Here is a 17,400-nt window from a genome sequence, read left to right as displayed (position 1 = left end):
CGGCCGAGGCCGCCGCCATGCTGCGGGGTACCGGCCGCGAGCGGCCCTCGAGACCGCAGGCAGGTGGGCGCCGGGCTCACCTCGATGAGGTCGCCGAGAGGCTCGGTGACCGGTTGAACACCCGCGTAAAGATCTCGCTTGGTGCTCGAAAAGGCCAGATCAGCATCGATTTCGCCAGCATCCAGGATCTCAACCGCATCCTCGACGAACTGGGCCAGTCGACCTATAGCTCTCTCTGAGCCCCTCTCGATACGAGCTCCTCGGCGCGTCGTCGCAACACCGTCGCCTCCGCCTCGTTGCCTGGCAGATTCGCGGCTGCGAGAAAGGCTTCGGCCGCGGCATCCGGTCGGCCGGTCTGCTCGAGCAGCTCGGCTCGCACGGCGTGGAGCGGACGGAATTCGGCAAGTTCGTCCGCAACTTCGTCCACCTGGTTGAGAGCCGCCTCGGGTCCGTCGACCATCGACACGGCGACCGCACGGTTGAGGCGGATCACGGGCGAGGGAGCGAGGGTCTCGAGCGCATCGTAGAGGCGCACGATGCGGGGCCAGTCGGTGTCGGATGCCGTCTGCGCGACCGCGTGACACTCCGCGACCGATGCCTGAAGGCCGTAATACCCTAGTCCACGGTCGAAGGTCTGGGCTCTCGTCAGTGCCGCCCGGCCGCGCCCGATCGCAGACCGGTCCCAGCGGCGGCGGTCCTGGTCGCCCAGCGTGATCGGAAGACCGGAAGCATCCACTCGTGCGGCGAAGCGAGAGGACTGGAACTCCATCAGAGCGATGAGGGCGTACACCTCGGGCTCGGCGGGCATCAGGGCTGACAACGGACGCGCGAGCCGCACGGCCTCGCGGGCCACGTCGGGCCGGATCGGGTGCTCACCGCCGCCGGCCGCGTACCCCTCCGTGAAGAGCAGGTAGATCACCTGCAGAACGCTGGCCAGACGAGCCGGTCGGTCGGCCCGATCGGGCACCTCGAACGGCACGCCGGCCTCGGCGAGCGACCGCTTGGCACGCACGATCCGCTGCTGCACGGCGGGCACTGTCATCAGCAGCACCCGCGCGATCTGCTCGGTCGTCAGGCCCGCGACCGTGCGCAGGGTCAGGGCCAGCCGGGCCTGTGCGGGCAGGACGGGGTGGCATGCGACGAAGACCAGCCGCAGCACGTCGTCGTCGATGCGATCGGGGTCGCCGAGCTCGGGCACCGCGTCCCACTCCTCGAGGACCCGCAAGTCACCCGCGATCAGCGTCTCGCGCTCAGTGAGCCTCTCGCGACGTCGCCATCCGTCGATCGCACGACGCTTGGCGACGGCGAGCAGCCAGGCGCCGGGATTGTCCGGGATGCCGGACTCCGGCCACTTGGATAGAGCCTCCAGCAGCGCATCCTGAGCGAGATCCTCCGCCCATCCGAAGTCGCCGGTATGGCGGGTGAGCGCCGACACGATGCGAGCGGATTCGCCGCGCCATACCGCCTCGGCGGCCCGGCGCGCAACTGCATCGGTCATGCTGTCAGCGTAGGCGCGGGTGGTGCCGCCGCCCGGGAATCGTGATCTTCGGTGGGGCTCCGACCCACACCCCTGGTGCCCTGCGCGCACCGTATGGTGGATGAATGGCGACGCACGACGAGGCCCCGCAGCGCCGGGCCAGTCTCGAGCTTCTCCGGGCCGAGGCGGCTGACGAGCTCTCGGTGCTCGTGCACGAGCGGTTGCGTGCGGGCGAGGATCCGTGGGAATTCATGGAGGATCTGCCCACTGTGGACGAACTCGTCGTCTTCATACTTCGCGCCGAGAACATCGCCGCCAACGGCGGGGCCCGGCCGAACGCCAGCCGGCACTACCGCGTGCTTCGGCAGATCGCGCTCGAATATCCGCCCTTGACCAAGGCGGTGTGGCGGCTCATCGGCGACGAGAGCCCGCACCGCCGCTGGGACGCGGTGGTGCGGGCCGACGCGTCCTGAGCTCAGGCCTGAGCTGCACGCCATTCCTGCGCCTTCTGGAGCCAGTCGTTGTCTTCGGGCAGGTCGATGTCGGCGAACTCGTTGACCCGGCGCACCTCGAGGCCGACGCCCGGTCCGAGCGGGCACTTCCTCGCCCAGTGCTCGGCCTCTTCACGGCTGGCCACTTCGAGGATCCAGAACCCGGTGAAGACCTCGCGCGCTTCGGCGTAGGGCCCGTCGGTCACGACCGGCGGAGCGGAGCTGAAGTCGACGCGGAACCCCTCGCTCGCGTCGGACAGCCCCTCCGCCGACAGGAACACACCGGCCTTCTGAAGTTCCTCGTTGTAGGCGCCCATTACGGCGACGACCTGCTCCATGTCGAGATCCTGCGCTGCTCGCGCGGCGGCCTCGGGTTCGACCTGCATGATCATCATGTAACGCATTTCCTGCTCCTTCTCGTGTGCGAGCCGGTGGCTCGGAGCGACCCGATCGGCCGGCTTCACTCAGTACGTCGAACGATGCCAGCCCAGATCGACAATGGAAACGAGAATTTCAGGATCTCCGTCGATGCCTGTTCCGGCATACGACGAAAAACCCCGGTGAAGGCGGAAAAAGAAGCATCGTGGCTTCGATCTCCCCATCACCGGGGTGGTGCGCAGTCTTGGAAGGATCAGGCCAGGTAGGCGGCGAGGTCCTGTTCGATGGCGTACTTCGGCTTGGCGCCGATGATGGTGGTCTCGACCTGGCCGTTCTTGAACACCTTCATCGCGGGGATCGAGGTGATCTGATACTTCATCGCCAGGTCGGGGTTCTCGTCGACGTTGAGCTTCAGCACCGTGATCTTCTCGGGGTTCGCAGCCTGGATCTCATCGAGAACGGGCGCGACCATCCGACACGGTCCGCACCACGCTGCCCAGAAGTCCACCAGCACGGGACCCTCGGCCTGCAGGACGTCCTGTTCCCAGGTTGCGGATGTCGTCGCCTTCGCGGTCATGTTGATATCTCCTTGTTCGGAAGTCTGTCAGGGGTGAAAACACCGAGGGCGCCGGGATTGTTCCGGCGTTCGGACGACTCTCAGGCGGCTGCGACGCCGGTCTCCGCCTCGTCGCTGGCGCGACTGGGCGTCTCGGTTGCGACCTCGATGTCCTCGGCGATCTGCGCGTCACCGCTCTGCTCGAGCGCCGCGAGGAAGTGCTCGGCGTCCAGGGCCGCGACCGTGCCGCTGCCGGCGGCGGTGACCGCCTGACGGTACGTCGGGTCGATGACGTCTCCTGCCGCGAACACACCCGGCTCGGAGGTGCGCGATGAGCGCCCGTGGACCCAGATGGTGCCTTCGGGCGTGAGTTCGAGCTTGCCGTGGACGAGGTGCGTGCGCGGGTCGTTGCCGATCGCGACGAAGAGCCCGTCGAGCGCAAGTTCGCTCGTCGAGCCGTCGACGGTGGAGCGCAGCACGACACCGGAGACCGCGTCCTCGCCGAGTATGTCGAGGACCTCGGTGTTCCAGACGAACTCGATCTTCTCGTTGGCCATCGCGCGCTCCTGCATGATCTTCGATGCACGCAGCGAGCCCTTGCGGTGGATCACGTACACCTTGCTCGCGAAACGCGTCAGGAAGGTTGCCTCCTCCATCGCGGAGTCTCCGCCGCCCACGACGGCGATGGTGCGCTCGCGGAAGAAGAATCCGTCGCAGGTCGCGCACCACGACACCCCGCGACCGGACAGTCGCTCTTCACCCGGGATGTCGAGCTTGCGGTAGGCCGACCCGGTCGCGAAGATCACCGAAGACGCCTGGTGCACGGCTCCGCTGCCGAGTTTGACGGTCTTGACCGCGCCCGAGAGGTCGAGCTCGATGACGTCGTCGTACAGCACCTCTGCGCCGAACCGCTCGGCCTGAGCCTGCATCTTCGTCATGAGGTCGGGGCCCTGGATGCCGTCCGGGAAGCCGGGGAAGTTCTCCACGTCGGTGGTGTTCATGAGCTCACCGCCGACCTCGACCGAACTCGCGACCACGAGAGGCTCGAGGTTCGCACGTGCGGCATAGATGGCAGCGGTGAAGCCGGCCGGACCCGACCCGATGATGATGACCTGACGCACGTGCGCCCCCTCTTCCGTAGCTCCGGATGCTTCAACACATGGTAACCGCGCGGCATTCCGGCCGGGGTCCGGTTGCCGAGTGTCCCAGCTCGTGCTGATTCAGCGTCCGCCGGGCAGGACGCGGCGGGCGAGCACCATTGCGGGGCCGAGCTCGGGCGCGCGCAGCAGGGCCAGGAACCCCCCGTAGACGAGCAGTGACACAACCCCGATGAGCGCTGCGCCGAGCGCACCGAGCAGCTTGTCGGACACCGTCCATCCCTCGACCCCGCCGAGCAGCAGGAAGGTGAGCCAGCCCGCGCCCGCCGCGGGCACGGCGGCCAGTGCGAAGCGGCCGAGGGAGCCCATCCACGATCCCACGCGCAGGCCGCCGAGCCGCCTCTGCAGCAGCCAGGTCGCGATGATCACCTGCACGATGCTCGCGAACGATTGTCCGAGGGCGATGCCCGCGGCGATGTACTCGACCGGCAGGTAGGACGCGAGCACGGCCATGACCGCCACGAGGGCGCACTGAAGCAGAGTGAAGAAGAAGGGCGTGCGCGTGTCGTGGTACGCGTAGAACGTGCGCTGGATGACGAACAGGACAGCCAGCGGAACCAGGCTGATCAGGAAGCAGAGCAGCACGACGGCGGCCGCGACCGCCTCATCGCGACTGTCGGTGAAGATCCGCGACGCCGGCACCGCCGCGGCGGCGAGGGCCGCCGTCGCGATCACGATGAACACGCCGAGCGTGCGGATGCTGCGCCCGACGTCCCCGCGGACCTCGTCGTCGCGGCCGGCGGCGGCATGCTCGCTGAGCTGCGTGAAGTACGGCGTTCCGATCGACAGCACGATGATCGAGTAAGGGAGCATGAAGAGCAGCCACGCGTTCTGCGACACCAGGACGCCGGGGTAATCCTGCGCGGCCTCCGACAGGACCCGCGACTGCACGAGGCCGGCCAACTGGCCGGCGACGACCATGAGGAACGTCCAGCCCGCGAGGCGTCCGATGTGGTCGAGGCCGACGCCGCGCCACCGGAAGTCCGGCCGCACGTGCAGACCGGTTCGCCGCCAGAACATCAGCAGGATGACGGCCTGGATGACGATTCCGAGCGTGGCCGTGCCGGCCAGCAACGCGATCATCGCCGGCGTCCACTCGTCGACGGACGCGGTGGAGCCGAAGAGCAGGATGAACACCACGAATCCCGCGATCGAGACGACGTTGTTCACGATCGGCGCCCAGGTGAACGGGCCGAACACCCGACGCGCGTTCAGCGCCTCGCCCACGAGCGCGTACAGGCCGTAGAACAGGATCTGCGGCATGCACCAATAGGCGAATGCGGTCGCGAGCGCCTGCTGGTCGGGCGGGAAGCCCGGCGCGTAAAGGTGAACCAGCCAAGGCGCCGCGATCGTGGTCACGGCCGAGACGGCGATCAGCGCGACCGTGCCGAGGGTGAACAGCTTGGAGACGAACGCCCGCCCGCCGTCGTCGTGACTCGCCGCCTGCACGATCTGCGGCACGATCACGGCCGTGAGCAGGCCGGTGGAGATGATCGCGTAGATGTTGTTGGGGAGCTGGTTCGCAATCGCGAAGGCGTTGCCCGCTCCAGTGGTAGCACCCACGGCCGAGACGAGGACCACAGCGCGCAGGAATCCGCTCAGGCGCGACACGATCGTGCCCGCGCCGATCAGCACACTGGCCCGGCCGATGCCGCTCACCGCTGCACCTCGCCCGCGTCGGTCGCGTCGGTGGCGTGAGTCGCGACCGGCGTGGCGGTCGGCTCGGCGCCGGCGGCGGTCGGCTGCGCACCCTCTGCTTCGCGGGCATCGCCGGAGCCCGCGGTCGCGGCATCCGTCGCCTGACCGCGCCGCGCCCGACGGCGGCGCCGCAGTCGCAGGATGGTGCGCACGACGCCGAGCAGGATGAAGCCGCCGACCAGCAGCGAGAGGACGACGATGCCCGCTCCCTCCCAGTCGGCTCGGACGTTCACGGTGACCACCTGCGGCGCACCGATGGGCTCCAGCGTGCGGCTGCGCAGCTGCAGCTGCACGTCGACCTCTCCGTTGCCGACCCGTGACTGGACCGGCACCTGCACACGCGTATTGCTCTGCGGACCCGCGGTGGCCTCGGTCGCCTTCGCGATGTCCAGTCGCAGGTCGTCGGGAGTCGCGTACAGCACGACGTTGACCGGGTACGGAAGGTCGTTGCGCACCCAGACGGGGATGGGCGCGCCCGCGCTGAACAGATTGAGCGGGCTGGGCGGAAGGATCCCGACACTGTCGAGGGTGGTCACGGTCTCCGCGTAGTGCAGGTTGACCGCGGTCTGCCAGTCGACGGGCGCCGGCAGCCAGCCCAGACCGAGCAGCTGGAGGATCTCGGCCCGCTCGGGCCCGGTGAGCAGGGTGGTGTCGTCGAGGATCGTGGCGAATCGGGCGATCTGCGCCTCGCCCGCGATGAAGGCGGATGCCGCGGCGACGCGTGCCTGATCGACCGGCGCGTCGATGATCTCGACGCTCGCGGGATCTCTGGTGGCAACTCCGCCGAGCGTCAGCGGAATGACCCCCGGCGCCTCGGTCGCTGACGTGATCGCCGTGCGCAGAGCGACGCGCGACCGATCGGCGCCCCGATCGACCGTGACGACGACGGGGTCGCCGCCGGCCTCGGCAGCGGCGAACGACAGGTATGCGGCGGCGGCGGTCAGGGGCGCACCGCGCAGCGCGGTCTCCTCGACGATCGACGCGTCGTGCAGCTCGCGCGAGACGTCGGCGTCGTAGACGATCAGCCCGGCGCTTCCGGCATCCGCCCGACCCGGCGTGCTCGCGCCGGACGCACCGGCCGCCGTCGAGGTGGAAGGGACGAGGGTGAGGGAATCGCGGTCATCGGCCACCAGGTCGCCGAGCGCCGAGACCACCGCGGGCGTGGCCGTCCCGGTCGCCGGCCAGAACATCCCGGCACGGGCACCGCCGACGTCGACGAGCTCCGGGAGGGTGGGCGTGGTCGGCTCGGTCGGTGCGGCGGTCGGTGCGGCGGTCGGGGTCGGCGACGGGGTCGGGTCAGTCGCCGGCGTCGCGAAATTCGCAGGATCGATGTAGGCCTGCAGCGACAGCGGGGCCAGAGGCTGGCTCAGTCCGGCCTGCATCTGGGCGGCGACGTCCGCATCCCCGAATTGCAGGGCGAACCGGGAGTTCGCCAGCGACTCGAGACGGACGAGCCATTCGGCGGCGCTCGCCGGCGCCGACGAACCGAGCACGCGGATGGAGGCGAGGATCGCCGGGTCGATCGCGAGGATCGTGGCGGTGCCCTCGACGGCGTCGAGCTGGTTCGTGAGTGAGCCGGTGGGCGAGGTGAGTTCGGTGAGCTCGGTCGCCGTGAGCAGGCCGGCCGCTGTCGCATCCGCAGTGATCGGCACGATCACGCCGATTCCGGCTTCGGAACCCGCCGCAGGCGGGACGATCATCGTGCTCGTGGAGGTGACCGTCCCGGTCGGTGACTCATAGGACGCCGCGAGCGGGTAGACCCCGGGACCGCGCCCGGCCAGGGCGGGATCGCCGGCGGCGATCACGATGCCGTTCACCTGCTCGCCGCCCGGCAGCACTGCCTCCAGTGCCGTCGATCCGACCGGGGTCACCGACACACCCGCGGTCTCGCCCGCAAGCCATGCGGTCAACGTCGTGCGGTCCGACAGCGGCTCGGCGCCCAGAGACAGCGTCACCGCCGCCGGCGCGGTCGCGACGGCCGTCCCGTTCTGAAGGGTCACCGACACCGCAAGACCCTCGCCGGGGAGCACGATTCCATTGGCGACCGGAGAGAGCGTGAAGGCCGTCACACCCGTCGGCACGTCCGGCGTCGTCGCGACCGGAGTCGGCTGGGGCGCGGCGATTCGTTCGGAGCCGGCCGACGCGGCGGCGGGCGCCTCGGCATGCGCCGGCGCAGCGGCCAGCGGCGCGCCCAGCACGAGCAGAGCCGCGATCGCGATCGCGCCGCGCAGGCGAGCGCGGACACCGCGTCGAACGACGCTCGGTCCCGAGGGCGGGGAAGTGACGGTCATGTGGGATTTCGCTCCTGTGCGATTCATGACCGCACGATCTGGTGCGATTCTACGGTCCGAGTCTCGGAGGACCCCGTGCCGCGCCCGCACGGCTCGACCGTTCCGTCGAGCCCGAGCGCGGCCGGTCGAGGGGGTTGAATGGACGCGTGCTTCCCGAACCGGACCTCGCGCTCTGTCGCGCCCTCGCCGCGGACCTGACCGACGCCGGCTTCTGGTCCGACGCGCTGCGCGCCGCCTGGGGCGACACCGCCGACACGGCCATCGCCCGCGGTCTGCGCAGCCCCGCCGTCCGGGCGCTCGGCGCCAGGCGCGACCCGCTCGCCGTGCTCGGCAGGCTCTTCGTGCTCGGGATGCCGCAGCCCCGGTCGTCGGTGACCTCGGCGCTGCCGCGCACCGGCGTCGACGGGCTCGCCCGGCTCGGGCTTGCCGTGAGCGTGGACGATGACGTCATCCCGCAGGCGATCATCCGCCCGCAGTCGTTCGCGGACGACCGCGGAGCGGGCCAGTGGTGGATCGCGAGCGACCTCGATGAGGCCGCGCTCGGCGCAGCGCTGCCCGAGGACCACGTGCTCGGCGTCGGGGGCGCCTCCCTCACCCTGGCCGCTCTGCAGCTGCCCACCCGAGCGGCGCGCGCGCTCGACGTCGGCGCCGGCTGCGGCATCCAGGCGCTGCGTGCGCGTAGAGACGTCGCGCACGTCGTCGCAACGGACGTCTCCGAAGCCGCACTGCGGTTCACCCGCCTGAACGCCCTGCTCAATGACGTGCCCGATGTGGAGACGCGGCGGGGGTCGCTTTTCGCTCCGGTCGAGGGCGAGCAGTTCGATCGGGTGGTGTCCAACCCGCCTTTCGTCATCACCCCGCGGGCCGACGGTGTGCCCGCGTACGAGTACCGCGACGGCGGCATGCAGGGCGACGATCTCGTGGCGGCCTTCGTCTCGGGCGTCGGTGCGCATCTCGCGCCCGGCGGCGTCGCTCAGCTGCTCGGCAACTGGGAGAGCCGTCCCGGCGAGCAGGGGATCGATCGGGCCCGCGCCTGGGTCGCGGCATCGCCGGTCCCACTGGACGCCTGGGTGGTGGAGCGCGAGTCGCTCGATCCACTGTCCTACGCCGAGCTGTGGATCCGGGATGGCGGCACGCTGGCCGGTACGCCGGAGTTCGCGGCCCTCGTCGACGCGTGGCTCGACGACTTCTCGGCCCGCGGCGTCACGGAGGTCGGATTCGGCTACGTTCTGCTGCGCCGACCGGCCGCCGGCCGACCGAGCCTCCATAGGTACGAGCGGCTGACGCACGCGCTCGACCCGCGCACGGCGCTCGGGTCGCACTACGCCGCCGCGCTCGCCGCGCACGACCGGCTCGCCGCGCTCGACGACGAGGCGCTTGCGGCATCCGTCCTGGTCGTCGCGGCCGATGTCACCGAAGCGCGCCACCATCTTCCGGGGGTCGAGTCGCCGAGCGTCATCGAGCTGCGGCAGGGCGGGGGCTTCGCGCGCACGATCACGGTCGATCCGGGCTTGGCCGCGCTGGTCGGCGCCTGCGACGGCGACCTGCCGGTCGGCGTCCTGGTCGAGGCGATCGCGTCGCTGTTGGAGGTCGATGCGGTCGAGCTCCGGGGCGAGCTGCTCCCCTCGGTGCGGGAGCTCGTTTTCGCAGGGTTCCTGCGCTTCGACGACTGAGCAGCCGGGCTCGCCGCGTCCCCTGGATAGGCTCGAACCATGCTCAACATGGCCGACGGTGTGGCGCGCCTGGGCGCGCTCGCCGAGTCGCGGATCGTCGCGAAGCTCGCTCGCGCCTTCGCCGACGCGGGGCATGAGCTGGCGATCGTGGGCGGGCCGGTGCGCGACGCGCTGCTCGGGCACGTCACGCACGACCTCGATTTCACGACCGACGCCCGGGCCGACGACATCCTGCGGATCGTCCGGCCGATCAGCACCGCCCAGTGGGACATCGGCCGCGAATTCGGCACGATCGGCGCGCGCATCGCCGGGGAGCAGGTGGAGATCACCACGTACCGCGCCGACAGCTACGACGGCCTCACGCGCAAGCCGACCGTCGAGTTCGGCGACACGCTCGAGGGCGACCTGACGCGCCGCGACTTCACGGTGAACGCGATGGCGCTGCGCGTGCCGGGGCGCACACTCGTCGACCCGAGCGGCGGCGTCGAGGACCTCGTCGTGCGGCGACTGCGCACGCCCGCCGATCCTCGCGTCAGCTTCGGCGACGACCCCCTCCGGATGCTGCGTGCGGCCCGCTTCAGCGCGCAGCTGGGCTTCGACGTGGATCCCGCCACCGTCGACGCGATGACGGCTCTGCGCGACACGCTCGCGATCGTGAGCCCGGAGCGCATCCAGGGCGAGCTCGTCCGGCTCCTGCAGACCGCCGACCCGGTGCGCGGCATCCGCCTGCTCGTGGACACCGGTGTCATGGAGCAGTTCCTGCCCGAGATTCCGGCGCTGCGACTCGAGGTCGATGAGCACCACCATCACAAGGACGTCTACGAGCACTCCCTCACGGTTCTGACGCAGGCGATCTCGCTGGAGAAGGCGCGAAACCCGGATGCCGCGCCCGACGTGCCGCTGCGGCTCGCGGCGCTGCTGCACGACATCGGAAAGCCGGCGACCCGGCGCCTCGAGCCCGGCGGCGGGGTGACGTTCCACCACCACGACATCAAGGGGGCGCGGCTGGCGCGCAAGCGGCTGCAGGCTCTGCGGTTCGACTCCGACACGATCGGCACCGTGACCCAGCTCATCGAGCAGCATCTGCGCTTCTTCGGCTACGCCGAGGGCGCCTGGACCGACTCGGCGGTGCGGCGGTACGTGCGGGATGCCGGACCCGAGCTGGCGCGCCTGCACATCCTGACGCGGGCGGACGTGACGACCCGCAACAAGCGCAAGGCCGCACGGCTGGCCGGAGCCTACGACGACATCGAGCGCCGAATCGCAGAGCTGGCCGAGCAGGAGCAGCTCGGCGCGATGCGCCCCGAGCTCGACGGCAACCGGATCCAGGAGGTGCTCGGCATCCCTCCGGGGCGCGAGGTCGGCGAGGCCTACCGGTTCCTGCTCGATCTGCGGCTGGACGAGGGCATCCTCGGTGAGGACGAAGCGGAGCGCCGGTTGCGCGAGTGGTGGGCGGCACGCACCTGAGCGCGAGGGCTTCGGGCACAGGTGCCGCGGGCGCTCGCCGCCGAACCCACGTGCTCGTCGCGAACCCACACGTCGGGCGAGCATTCTGCGCATGGGTTCGCGCGGAAGGGGTGGGTTCGAGGAATCCCAGAGCCTCGGGCTGGCAGGATCTAACGAACACATGGGGAGGATGCGCATGACCGAGGACGTTCGCACCGACGATGCACCCGCACCGGCGCTCACCGCGCTGGCCGAGGCGTACGGCGTGGCCACCGAGTACTGGTCGTTCTTCGGCGATCGGGTGCACGTGCCCGCCGCCACGCTCCGCGCGATCCTGCACGCGATGGGCGTCGATGCGCAGACGGATGCCGAGGCTGAGGCGGCGCTTTCGGACGCGGAGGATCGACCCTGGCGCCGGCTCGTCCCACCGTCGCTCGTGGTGCGCGAGGGCTCGGGCGTGCTGCAGGTCCATGTCGCGGACGGACACGACGTGGCGCTGCGGGTGACCCTCGAGGACGGGTCGGTTCGCGACGTCCCGATTCCGCCGCAAGAGTCCGAACCCCGCCGCGTGGACGGTGTCACGCTGTGGCGGCTGCACGTGCCTCTGCCCGCGGACCTGCCCCTGGGCTGGCACGCCGTTCACGCGGAGCAGCGCGCACACGGCGGCGACCAGCCCGACCGCACCGCCGAGTGCGTCCTGATCGTGACGCCGCAGTCTCTGGCCCCGCCGCCCTCGCGCCCCGATCACGGCGGCCGCGCCTGGGGTCTGATGGCGCAGCTGTACTCCGTGCGGTCACACGCCTCCTGGGGCGTCGGCGACTTCGCCGACCTGGGCGATCTGGCTTCCATCGCCGGCGAGCGCGGGGCGGACTTCCTGCTCGTCAACCCGGTGCACGCCGCCGAGGTCACCTCGCCGATCGAGCCGTCGCCCTACCTGCCGGCGACACGGCGATTCCTGGCCCCGCTGTACGTGCGTCCCGAGGACATCCGAGAGACGGCGTACCTTCCGGCATCCGATCGATCCCGTCTGGACGGGTTCCGCGGGCCGGTCGCGGCGGCCGACACCGACGCCGGTCGCATCGACCGCGACGCGTCGTGGGCCGCGAAGCGCGCGGCACTGCAGCTCGTGTTCGCCGTGCCGCGGTCTCCGGCGCGTCAGGCGCTGCTGGATCGGTACGCGGCTCGCGAGGGACAACCCCTGTTGGACTTCGCGCTGTGGTGCGCCCTCGAGGAGCACTTCGCCGCCACGCTCGACGAGGGGCAGGATCGGCCGTCTGAAGCCTGGGACATCGCATCGCCGCTTGTGGCGCAGCTGCGTGAGCAACTGACGGACCGCATCGCGTTCCATGTCTGGCTGCAGTGGATCGTGGACGAGCAGCTCGCCGCCGCCCAATCCGCCGCCAAGGCGTCGGGGATGCGCATCGGCATCATGCACGACCTCGCGGTCGGGGTGCACACGCGCGGGTCGGACGCCTGGTCGCTGCGCGACATGTACGCGTCGGGCATCACGGTGGGCGCGCCGCCGGACATGTACAACCAGCAGGGGCAGAACTGGAATCAGCCGCCGTGGCTGCCGCACGCGCTGGCCGACAGCGGATTCGCGCCCCTGCGCGACATGATCCGGACGCTGCTGCGCAACGCCGGGGCGCTGCGCATCGACCACGTGATCGGATTCTTCCGGCTGTGGTGGATCCCGGCCGGTCTCGGCGAGGCCGCCGGCACGTACGTCCGCTACGACCACGAGGCGATGATCGGCGTGCTCGCCCTCGAGGCGCATCGCGCCGGGGCCGTCGTCATCGGCGAAGACCTCGGCAACGTCGAACCGTGGGTGCGCGACTACCTGTCGTCACGCGGAATACTCGGGACCTCGATCCTCTGGTTCGAGTACGAGAACGATGGATTCAAACCGCCCGAACACTATCGGCGGGCGGTGCTCGCGACGGTGAACACCCACGACCTGCCGCCGACGGCCGGGTACCTCGCGGGAGAGCATGTCGACCTGCGCGCGCGGCTGGGGCTGCTCACCGAGCCGGTCGAACAGGCACGCGCCGAAGCGGTGGCCGAGCGCGATGCGATGCTCGCGATCCTGCGCGAACGCGGCCTCATCGGCGCGGACGCCACGGAGCAGCAGATCGTCGAGGCCCTGCACCTGCACCTCATCGCATCCCCGTCTCAGCTTCTCGGCGTCGCCCTCGTGGACGGCGTGGGCGAGCGCCGCGTGCAGAACCAGCCCGGCACCGAGAACGAGTACCCGAACTGGCGGGTGCCGCTCGCGGATTCCGCCGGCACGGCCGTCGTGCTGGACGACCTCGCGGCCAACGAGCGGTTCCGGTCGCTGACGGACAGGGTCGAGGAGGCCCTGCGGCGCTAGGCGTTTCGTCTCGCTGCGCTCGCTCGACGACCGGGTGCCGCACCTAGGCGCTTCGTCTCGGTGCGCTCGCCCGACGACCGGGTGCCGCGCGCTACTCCTCGTTCTCGACGGCGGGTTCGCGCAGCAGCAGGAACAGGCCCCCATAGGGCTCGAGGTGCACCAGGAAGCTCTGCAGGTCGTCGACGTGGCCGATGGTCTCACCCGTCGCGGCGTCCACGACGTCGTGCTGCGGCGGCAGCTCCTGCGAGTGGACCGTGCCGTCGACGGCCTCGTCGGTGAAGTTCAGCACCGTCAGCTGGATCGGCGCGTCCTCGTTGCCCCGCCCATCGTCCAGTCGATTCACGAGCACGAGCATGCCGGCGTGCGCGACGTCCGGGATGTCGATCTGCGTGGCGACCGCGACACCGTGCTCGCGTCGCACGGCCAGCACATCGGCCAGTCGGCACGCGAACGAGTCGGCTGCCTCGAACTGCGTGGGCAGCGAGCCGTACAGCGAACGGGCGCGCGGCATCCCCGAGACCGATCGGGTCGCGCCGGGGTCCGCGTCGGTCAGATCGTGTGCGCCGCGTTCGATCCAGCGGGTGTCGCCGGTCGCGATCAGGTCGCGCACCTCCTCGGCGGGGACGGTCAGCATCCCGGTCAGATCCCAGCCGGAGAGGGCGAAGACGCCGGGCTGCCAGGCGTTGTACTTCGCCAGCAGGATGTGCGCGTCGCAGATGGCCGCGACATCGTCGTCGGTGATCTCGTCGAGGGTGGCGAAGCCCTGAGTCGCGGCGATCACCGACGTCGTCGTGCAGGCGATGCCGTTCTGCGTGAACACCCTGTTGAAGTCCGCTGTCCCGGTCAGCTTTTCGGTGAGGTCGGCACGGATCGCCTCCGCGATCTGCGCGCCCGTCATCTCCTCGTGCCGGAAGGAGTACACGTCGTCGCGGTGCAGCGTCGCCCAATGGACGAGTTCGTAGGTCAGCTCGTCGTGGTTCTGCATCCCGTGCACGAGGCTCACCGGCTCGACGCCCACCTCGAGCGACTGCCGCAGCGCCAGGCGCAGGAACTCCGTGTTGCGCGTGGCCAGCGCGTGGTGATAGCCGGGTCGGCTGACGAAGTCATACGACAGATCGGCGCCGACGGCGCCGGTGTCGCGGATGTCCTCCATCGAGAGGTTGAGCTCCTGGAAGGTGAAGCCGCCGACCTTGCGAACCATGCCGGCGATGACATGATTCGCGGCGTGCGAGAGCGGGTGGCCCTCGGACCAGCCCGGCAGACCCTCGGCGCTGCGCTCGACTCCCAGGAAGCCGTTCGCGTCCAGCCGCAAGGCGCTCGTGCCCAGGTCGCCCAGGGAGTGCAGCGCATCCCCGATCACGAGCCGCATGCCCGCGAACGTCGGATCGAGCCAGTTGATCGAAGGCTGACCCTCCTTGAAGTAGTGCAGATACACCCAGCGACGGGTGTGCCCGTCGACGCCGACCACCGCGTCGGTGACGCTCCAGTTGGTCTCCTTGACGCCCGGCATGTAGAAGATGACCCGCTGCAGCTCGCCGATGATGTAGCCCAGCTGCGCCAGCTCGTGCTCGGTCGCGGCATCCAGGTTGACCGAATCGCGACCCTCGGGCACATCGGGCAGCAGGTGCCAGTCCTCGGGCGGGATCTCGATCATGTGGTAGATCCCGGGATAGTCCTTGAACGCCATCTCGGCCAGCCGGAAGTCGGCGCCCTTGCCCGTGTGCCCGGGCACGATGTCGTCGATGACACTGCCGCCGTGCGCCTCCGCGACATCGGTGAGCCGCCGGAAGGCCTCTTCGTCGCCGAACACCGGATCGATCTGCGTCGAGATCCGGTCGAAGTGCCCGTCCACGCTCGGGGTCTCGCGCCAGCCGACGATCCCGCCGGCGCGCTTGACCGGGCCGGTGTGCACCGCGTTGATGCCCACGCGCTCGAACGCGTCCCACAGGTCCGCCTGCCCGAGGGCATCGAGGAACGATTCACCGGGCCGGGTGATCAGCGAGATGGGATAGGCGGTGAACCAGACATCCGCGGTGTGGATCGCGCGCCGCGCGTCGGGGCGCGCGTAGGGATTGCGCCACATGCTGGGCTGGCCGGAGAGCTGGCGGCTCAGCACGTCGGCGTCCTTCAGCATCGCCTGGCGCACGAGCCACTCGACGTAGGAGGGGTTGGTCGCGGTCGCGGTGCGCGGGTCGATCGTCACGCGACGGACATTGCTGCGGCGCAGCTGATCACGGGGGCGCAGGCGGCGGGGGCGGGCCGGGTAGCGCTGCTCGTCGTACGTGATCTCCGGCACCGTGTCCACGGGGACAGCCGCAGCGCCGTCGACCGGGATCCGAGGCTGTTCCGCGGCCGACCCGGCGACCGTCGCGGAGTCCTCGGACGTGGTGATCTCGGTGATGCCCGGCACGGCTTCGTCCATCGGCTGCCTCCTCATGCTGTCTACAAACGGATGCGCCTCACGTTACGCACCACTGCGAGCCCGTCAAGACCGTGTGGGCGAGGCGCGCCGGTGCTAGGGAGAGAACAGTGCGAAGCCGCCGAGCTGGATGAAGAGCCAGAACAGCACGACGGCGCACCCTGCCACGATCGAGACCCACGAGACCCCGCGAGTGAGCCGACGGCCGGACGGAGCGACTCCTGCCGGTGGGCGCAGCAGCCCCGCCGGAGCGGCGAACGGAAGAGCCGTCCCCGCCGCGGGACTCGCCGACGCCGGGCGCCCCACGCCGTCCGAGGTCGAGGCGCTCTCGGTCCCGGCGCCGACGACGGCCGGGATCGCGGATGCCGCAGCCGCGGCATCCGTCTGGAGTCTCTCGTCGCGCCAGCGCGACCATTGCGCGAACTTGACGAGCAGGGCGGCGACGACCGAGAAGAGCCAGGCCCAGGTCGCGGGGTCGAGGCCGGAGAACTCGCGCTTGCCGTACAGGAAGAGCCAATCGTCGACGATCTCGACGTCGAGGGCGGCGGCGTTGTCGATGAAGCGGGCCATGATGTCGGGTGTGAACAGGTACAGCGCATCGCGCTCGTACCCCTCCGGGCAGTACAGCGAGAAGTGCTTGTCGAAGTCGCCCTCGAGGCTGAGCCGCTGATCCTTGTCGAACGTCGCCGGCAGGTTGGATCCGAAGAGCCCGTTGTTGCTCCTGGCATCGAGCACGATGTGCGGCAGCGGGACGTCGAGCTTGATCGCCACGTACCCCCAGCGATGCGTCGTGCGGTTCTTGCCCGAGCCGGTCGTGTACTGGTAATTGGCGAACTCGACGAACCGAGGCTGCTCCCCGCGCACCAGGTCGCTCGCCGAGCGCGATCCGCCGACGGTGAAGATCATGCCCGGCAGTGCCGGCGCGGCGAGGGCGGGGAGGTAGCTCATGCCGTTCGCGGCAGCGAAGCGGTCCAGGCGATACCGGCGCTCCCGCGCGGTGAAGAGGCTGCGCGTGACGAACAGGACAACCGCCGTGGCTCCACCCCCGATGACGAGGATCGGCAGCAGGGCTCCGATCGCCGACACGAACGACGGGCCGTCCGCACCGCGGCCGATCGATCCGATCGCGCTGAGTATCGACACTGCGAAGGTGAGGAAGAAGCTGCCGAACACCAGGATGATGACGCCGCCGACGACCACCCCGATGACCGTCGAAGTCTGCCCGAAGCCGCTGCCCAGGGCGCCGCTCGCCCGCAGGCGCCGGGTGTACTCCCGCACCGCGTGAGGGTCGACCGGCTGGGTCAGCGCTCGAGGATCGAACGACACGGATGCCGCGGCCCCGCTCATCGGCTCTGCCCGGCGCTCGGCGTCCACACCATGAGCCCACGCTACCGGGCTGGTCGGCGGAGCCGGCAGGCCGCTGAGTGGGACGCGCGCAGGCTC

Annotated in this window: 12 protein-coding genes and 1 pseudogene; 5 read left to right on the top strand and 8 right to left on the bottom strand. The window is 70.3% G+C overall.

All coding sequences use genetic code 11. The features are described 5' to 3' along the window. A pseudogene (locus VFX99_RS16475) lies at nt 1–239 on the top strand (chromosome partitioning protein ParB); the annotation flags it as partial. Here VFX99_RS16475 and VFX99_RS16470 read toward each other — a convergent pair. Next, nucleotides 224–1,498, bottom strand: a complete 1,275-nt coding sequence (locus VFX99_RS16470) for an RNA polymerase sigma factor (RefSeq protein WP_329667372.1) — start codon at nt 1,496–1,498, stop codon at nt 224–226. The pseudogene VFX99_RS16475 and the gene VFX99_RS16470 overlap by 16 nt on opposite strands. A 104-nt stretch (nt 1,499–1,602) precedes the next feature. Between VFX99_RS16470 and VFX99_RS16465 the strand changes: the two genes are divergently transcribed. Beyond that, nucleotides 1,603–1,950: a tryptophan synthase subunit alpha gene (locus tag VFX99_RS16465; RefSeq protein ID WP_329667371.1), complete on the top strand. Its 348-nt coding sequence runs from the start codon at nt 1,603–1,605 to the stop codon at nt 1,948–1,950. 2 nt (nt 1,951–1,952) lie between these two features. Here the strand turns inward: VFX99_RS16465 and VFX99_RS16460 are convergent, their stop codons facing one another. The 5 genes from VFX99_RS16460 to VFX99_RS16440 all read right to left on the bottom strand — a co-directional run bounded on the left by VFX99_RS16460 (nt 1,953) and on the right by VFX99_RS16440 (nt 8,048). After that, nucleotides 1,953–2,372 carry a YciI family protein gene (locus VFX99_RS16460; RefSeq protein WP_329667370.1) on the bottom strand — a complete coding sequence of 140 codons (420 nt, stop codon included), beginning with the start codon at nt 2,370–2,372 and terminating at the stop codon, nt 1,953–1,955. 227 nt (nt 2,373–2,599) lie between these two features. Further along, a complete protein-coding gene (gene trxA / locus VFX99_RS16455) occupies nt 2,600–2,923 on the bottom strand; it encodes a thioredoxin (protein WP_329667369.1) in 324 nt (107 codons plus the stop codon). An 80-nt stretch (nt 2,924–3,003) separates the two neighbouring features. Next, nucleotides 3,004–4,023 carry a thioredoxin-disulfide reductase gene (gene trxB, locus VFX99_RS16450; protein WP_329667368.1) on the bottom strand — a complete coding sequence of 340 codons (1,020 nt, stop codon included), beginning with the start codon at nt 4,021–4,023 and terminating at the stop codon, nt 3,004–3,006. A 99-nt stretch (nt 4,024–4,122) separates the two neighbouring features. After that, entirely contained in the window at nt 4,123–5,718 is a 1,596-nt protein-coding gene (gene murJ, locus VFX99_RS16445) for a murein biosynthesis integral membrane protein MurJ (protein WP_329667367.1), read from the bottom strand. Further along, nucleotides 5,715–8,048 (bottom strand): DUF6049 family protein, encoded by a 2,334-nt coding sequence (locus VFX99_RS16440; RefSeq protein WP_329667366.1) that lies wholly within the window; start codon nt 8,046–8,048, stop codon nt 5,715–5,717. Before VFX99_RS16440 ends, murJ begins: the two co-directional genes overlap by 4 nt. A gap of 146 nt (nt 8,049–8,194) precedes the next feature. Here VFX99_RS16440 and VFX99_RS16435 point away from each other — a divergent pair, with 146 nt between their 5' ends. The 3 genes from VFX99_RS16435 (at nt 8,195) to malQ (ending at nt 13,538) form a co-directional block, all read left to right on the top strand. Beyond that, on the top strand, nt 8,195–9,721 hold the full coding sequence (locus tag VFX99_RS16435) for a DUF7059 domain-containing protein (RefSeq protein WP_329667365.1): 1,527 nt from the start codon (nt 8,195–8,197) through the stop codon (nt 9,719–9,721). Nucleotides 9,722–9,760: 39 nt separating this feature from the next. Then, a complete protein-coding gene (locus VFX99_RS16430; RefSeq protein WP_329667364.1) occupies nt 9,761–11,188 on the top strand; it encodes a CCA tRNA nucleotidyltransferase in 1,428 nt (475 codons plus the stop codon). 175 nt (nt 11,189–11,363) lie between these two features. Continuing rightward, nucleotides 11,364–13,538, top strand: a complete 2,175-nt coding sequence (gene malQ / locus VFX99_RS16425; RefSeq protein WP_329667363.1) for a 4-alpha-glucanotransferase — start codon at nt 11,364–11,366, stop codon at nt 13,536–13,538. A gap of 91 nt (nt 13,539–13,629) precedes the next feature. Here the strand turns inward: malQ and treS are convergent, their stop codons facing one another. After that, nucleotides 13,630–15,960, bottom strand: a complete 2,331-nt coding sequence (treS, locus tag VFX99_RS16420) for a maltose alpha-D-glucosyltransferase (RefSeq protein WP_329667362.1) — start codon at nt 15,958–15,960, stop codon at nt 13,630–13,632. Between the two features lie 93 nt (nt 15,961–16,053). Continuing rightward, nucleotides 16,054–17,400 (bottom strand): hypothetical protein (locus VFX99_RS16415; RefSeq protein ID WP_414684415.1); only part of this gene is annotated, 1,347 nt, incomplete at its 5' end.

The organism is Microbacterium sp. (genome assembly GCF_036277215.1).
Classification (GTDB): Bacteria; Actinomycetota; Actinomycetes; order Actinomycetales; family Microbacteriaceae; genus Microbacterium.
Note: the sequence above shows the minus strand (reverse complement) of the source record. Positions and strands in the feature narration are given on the sequence as shown.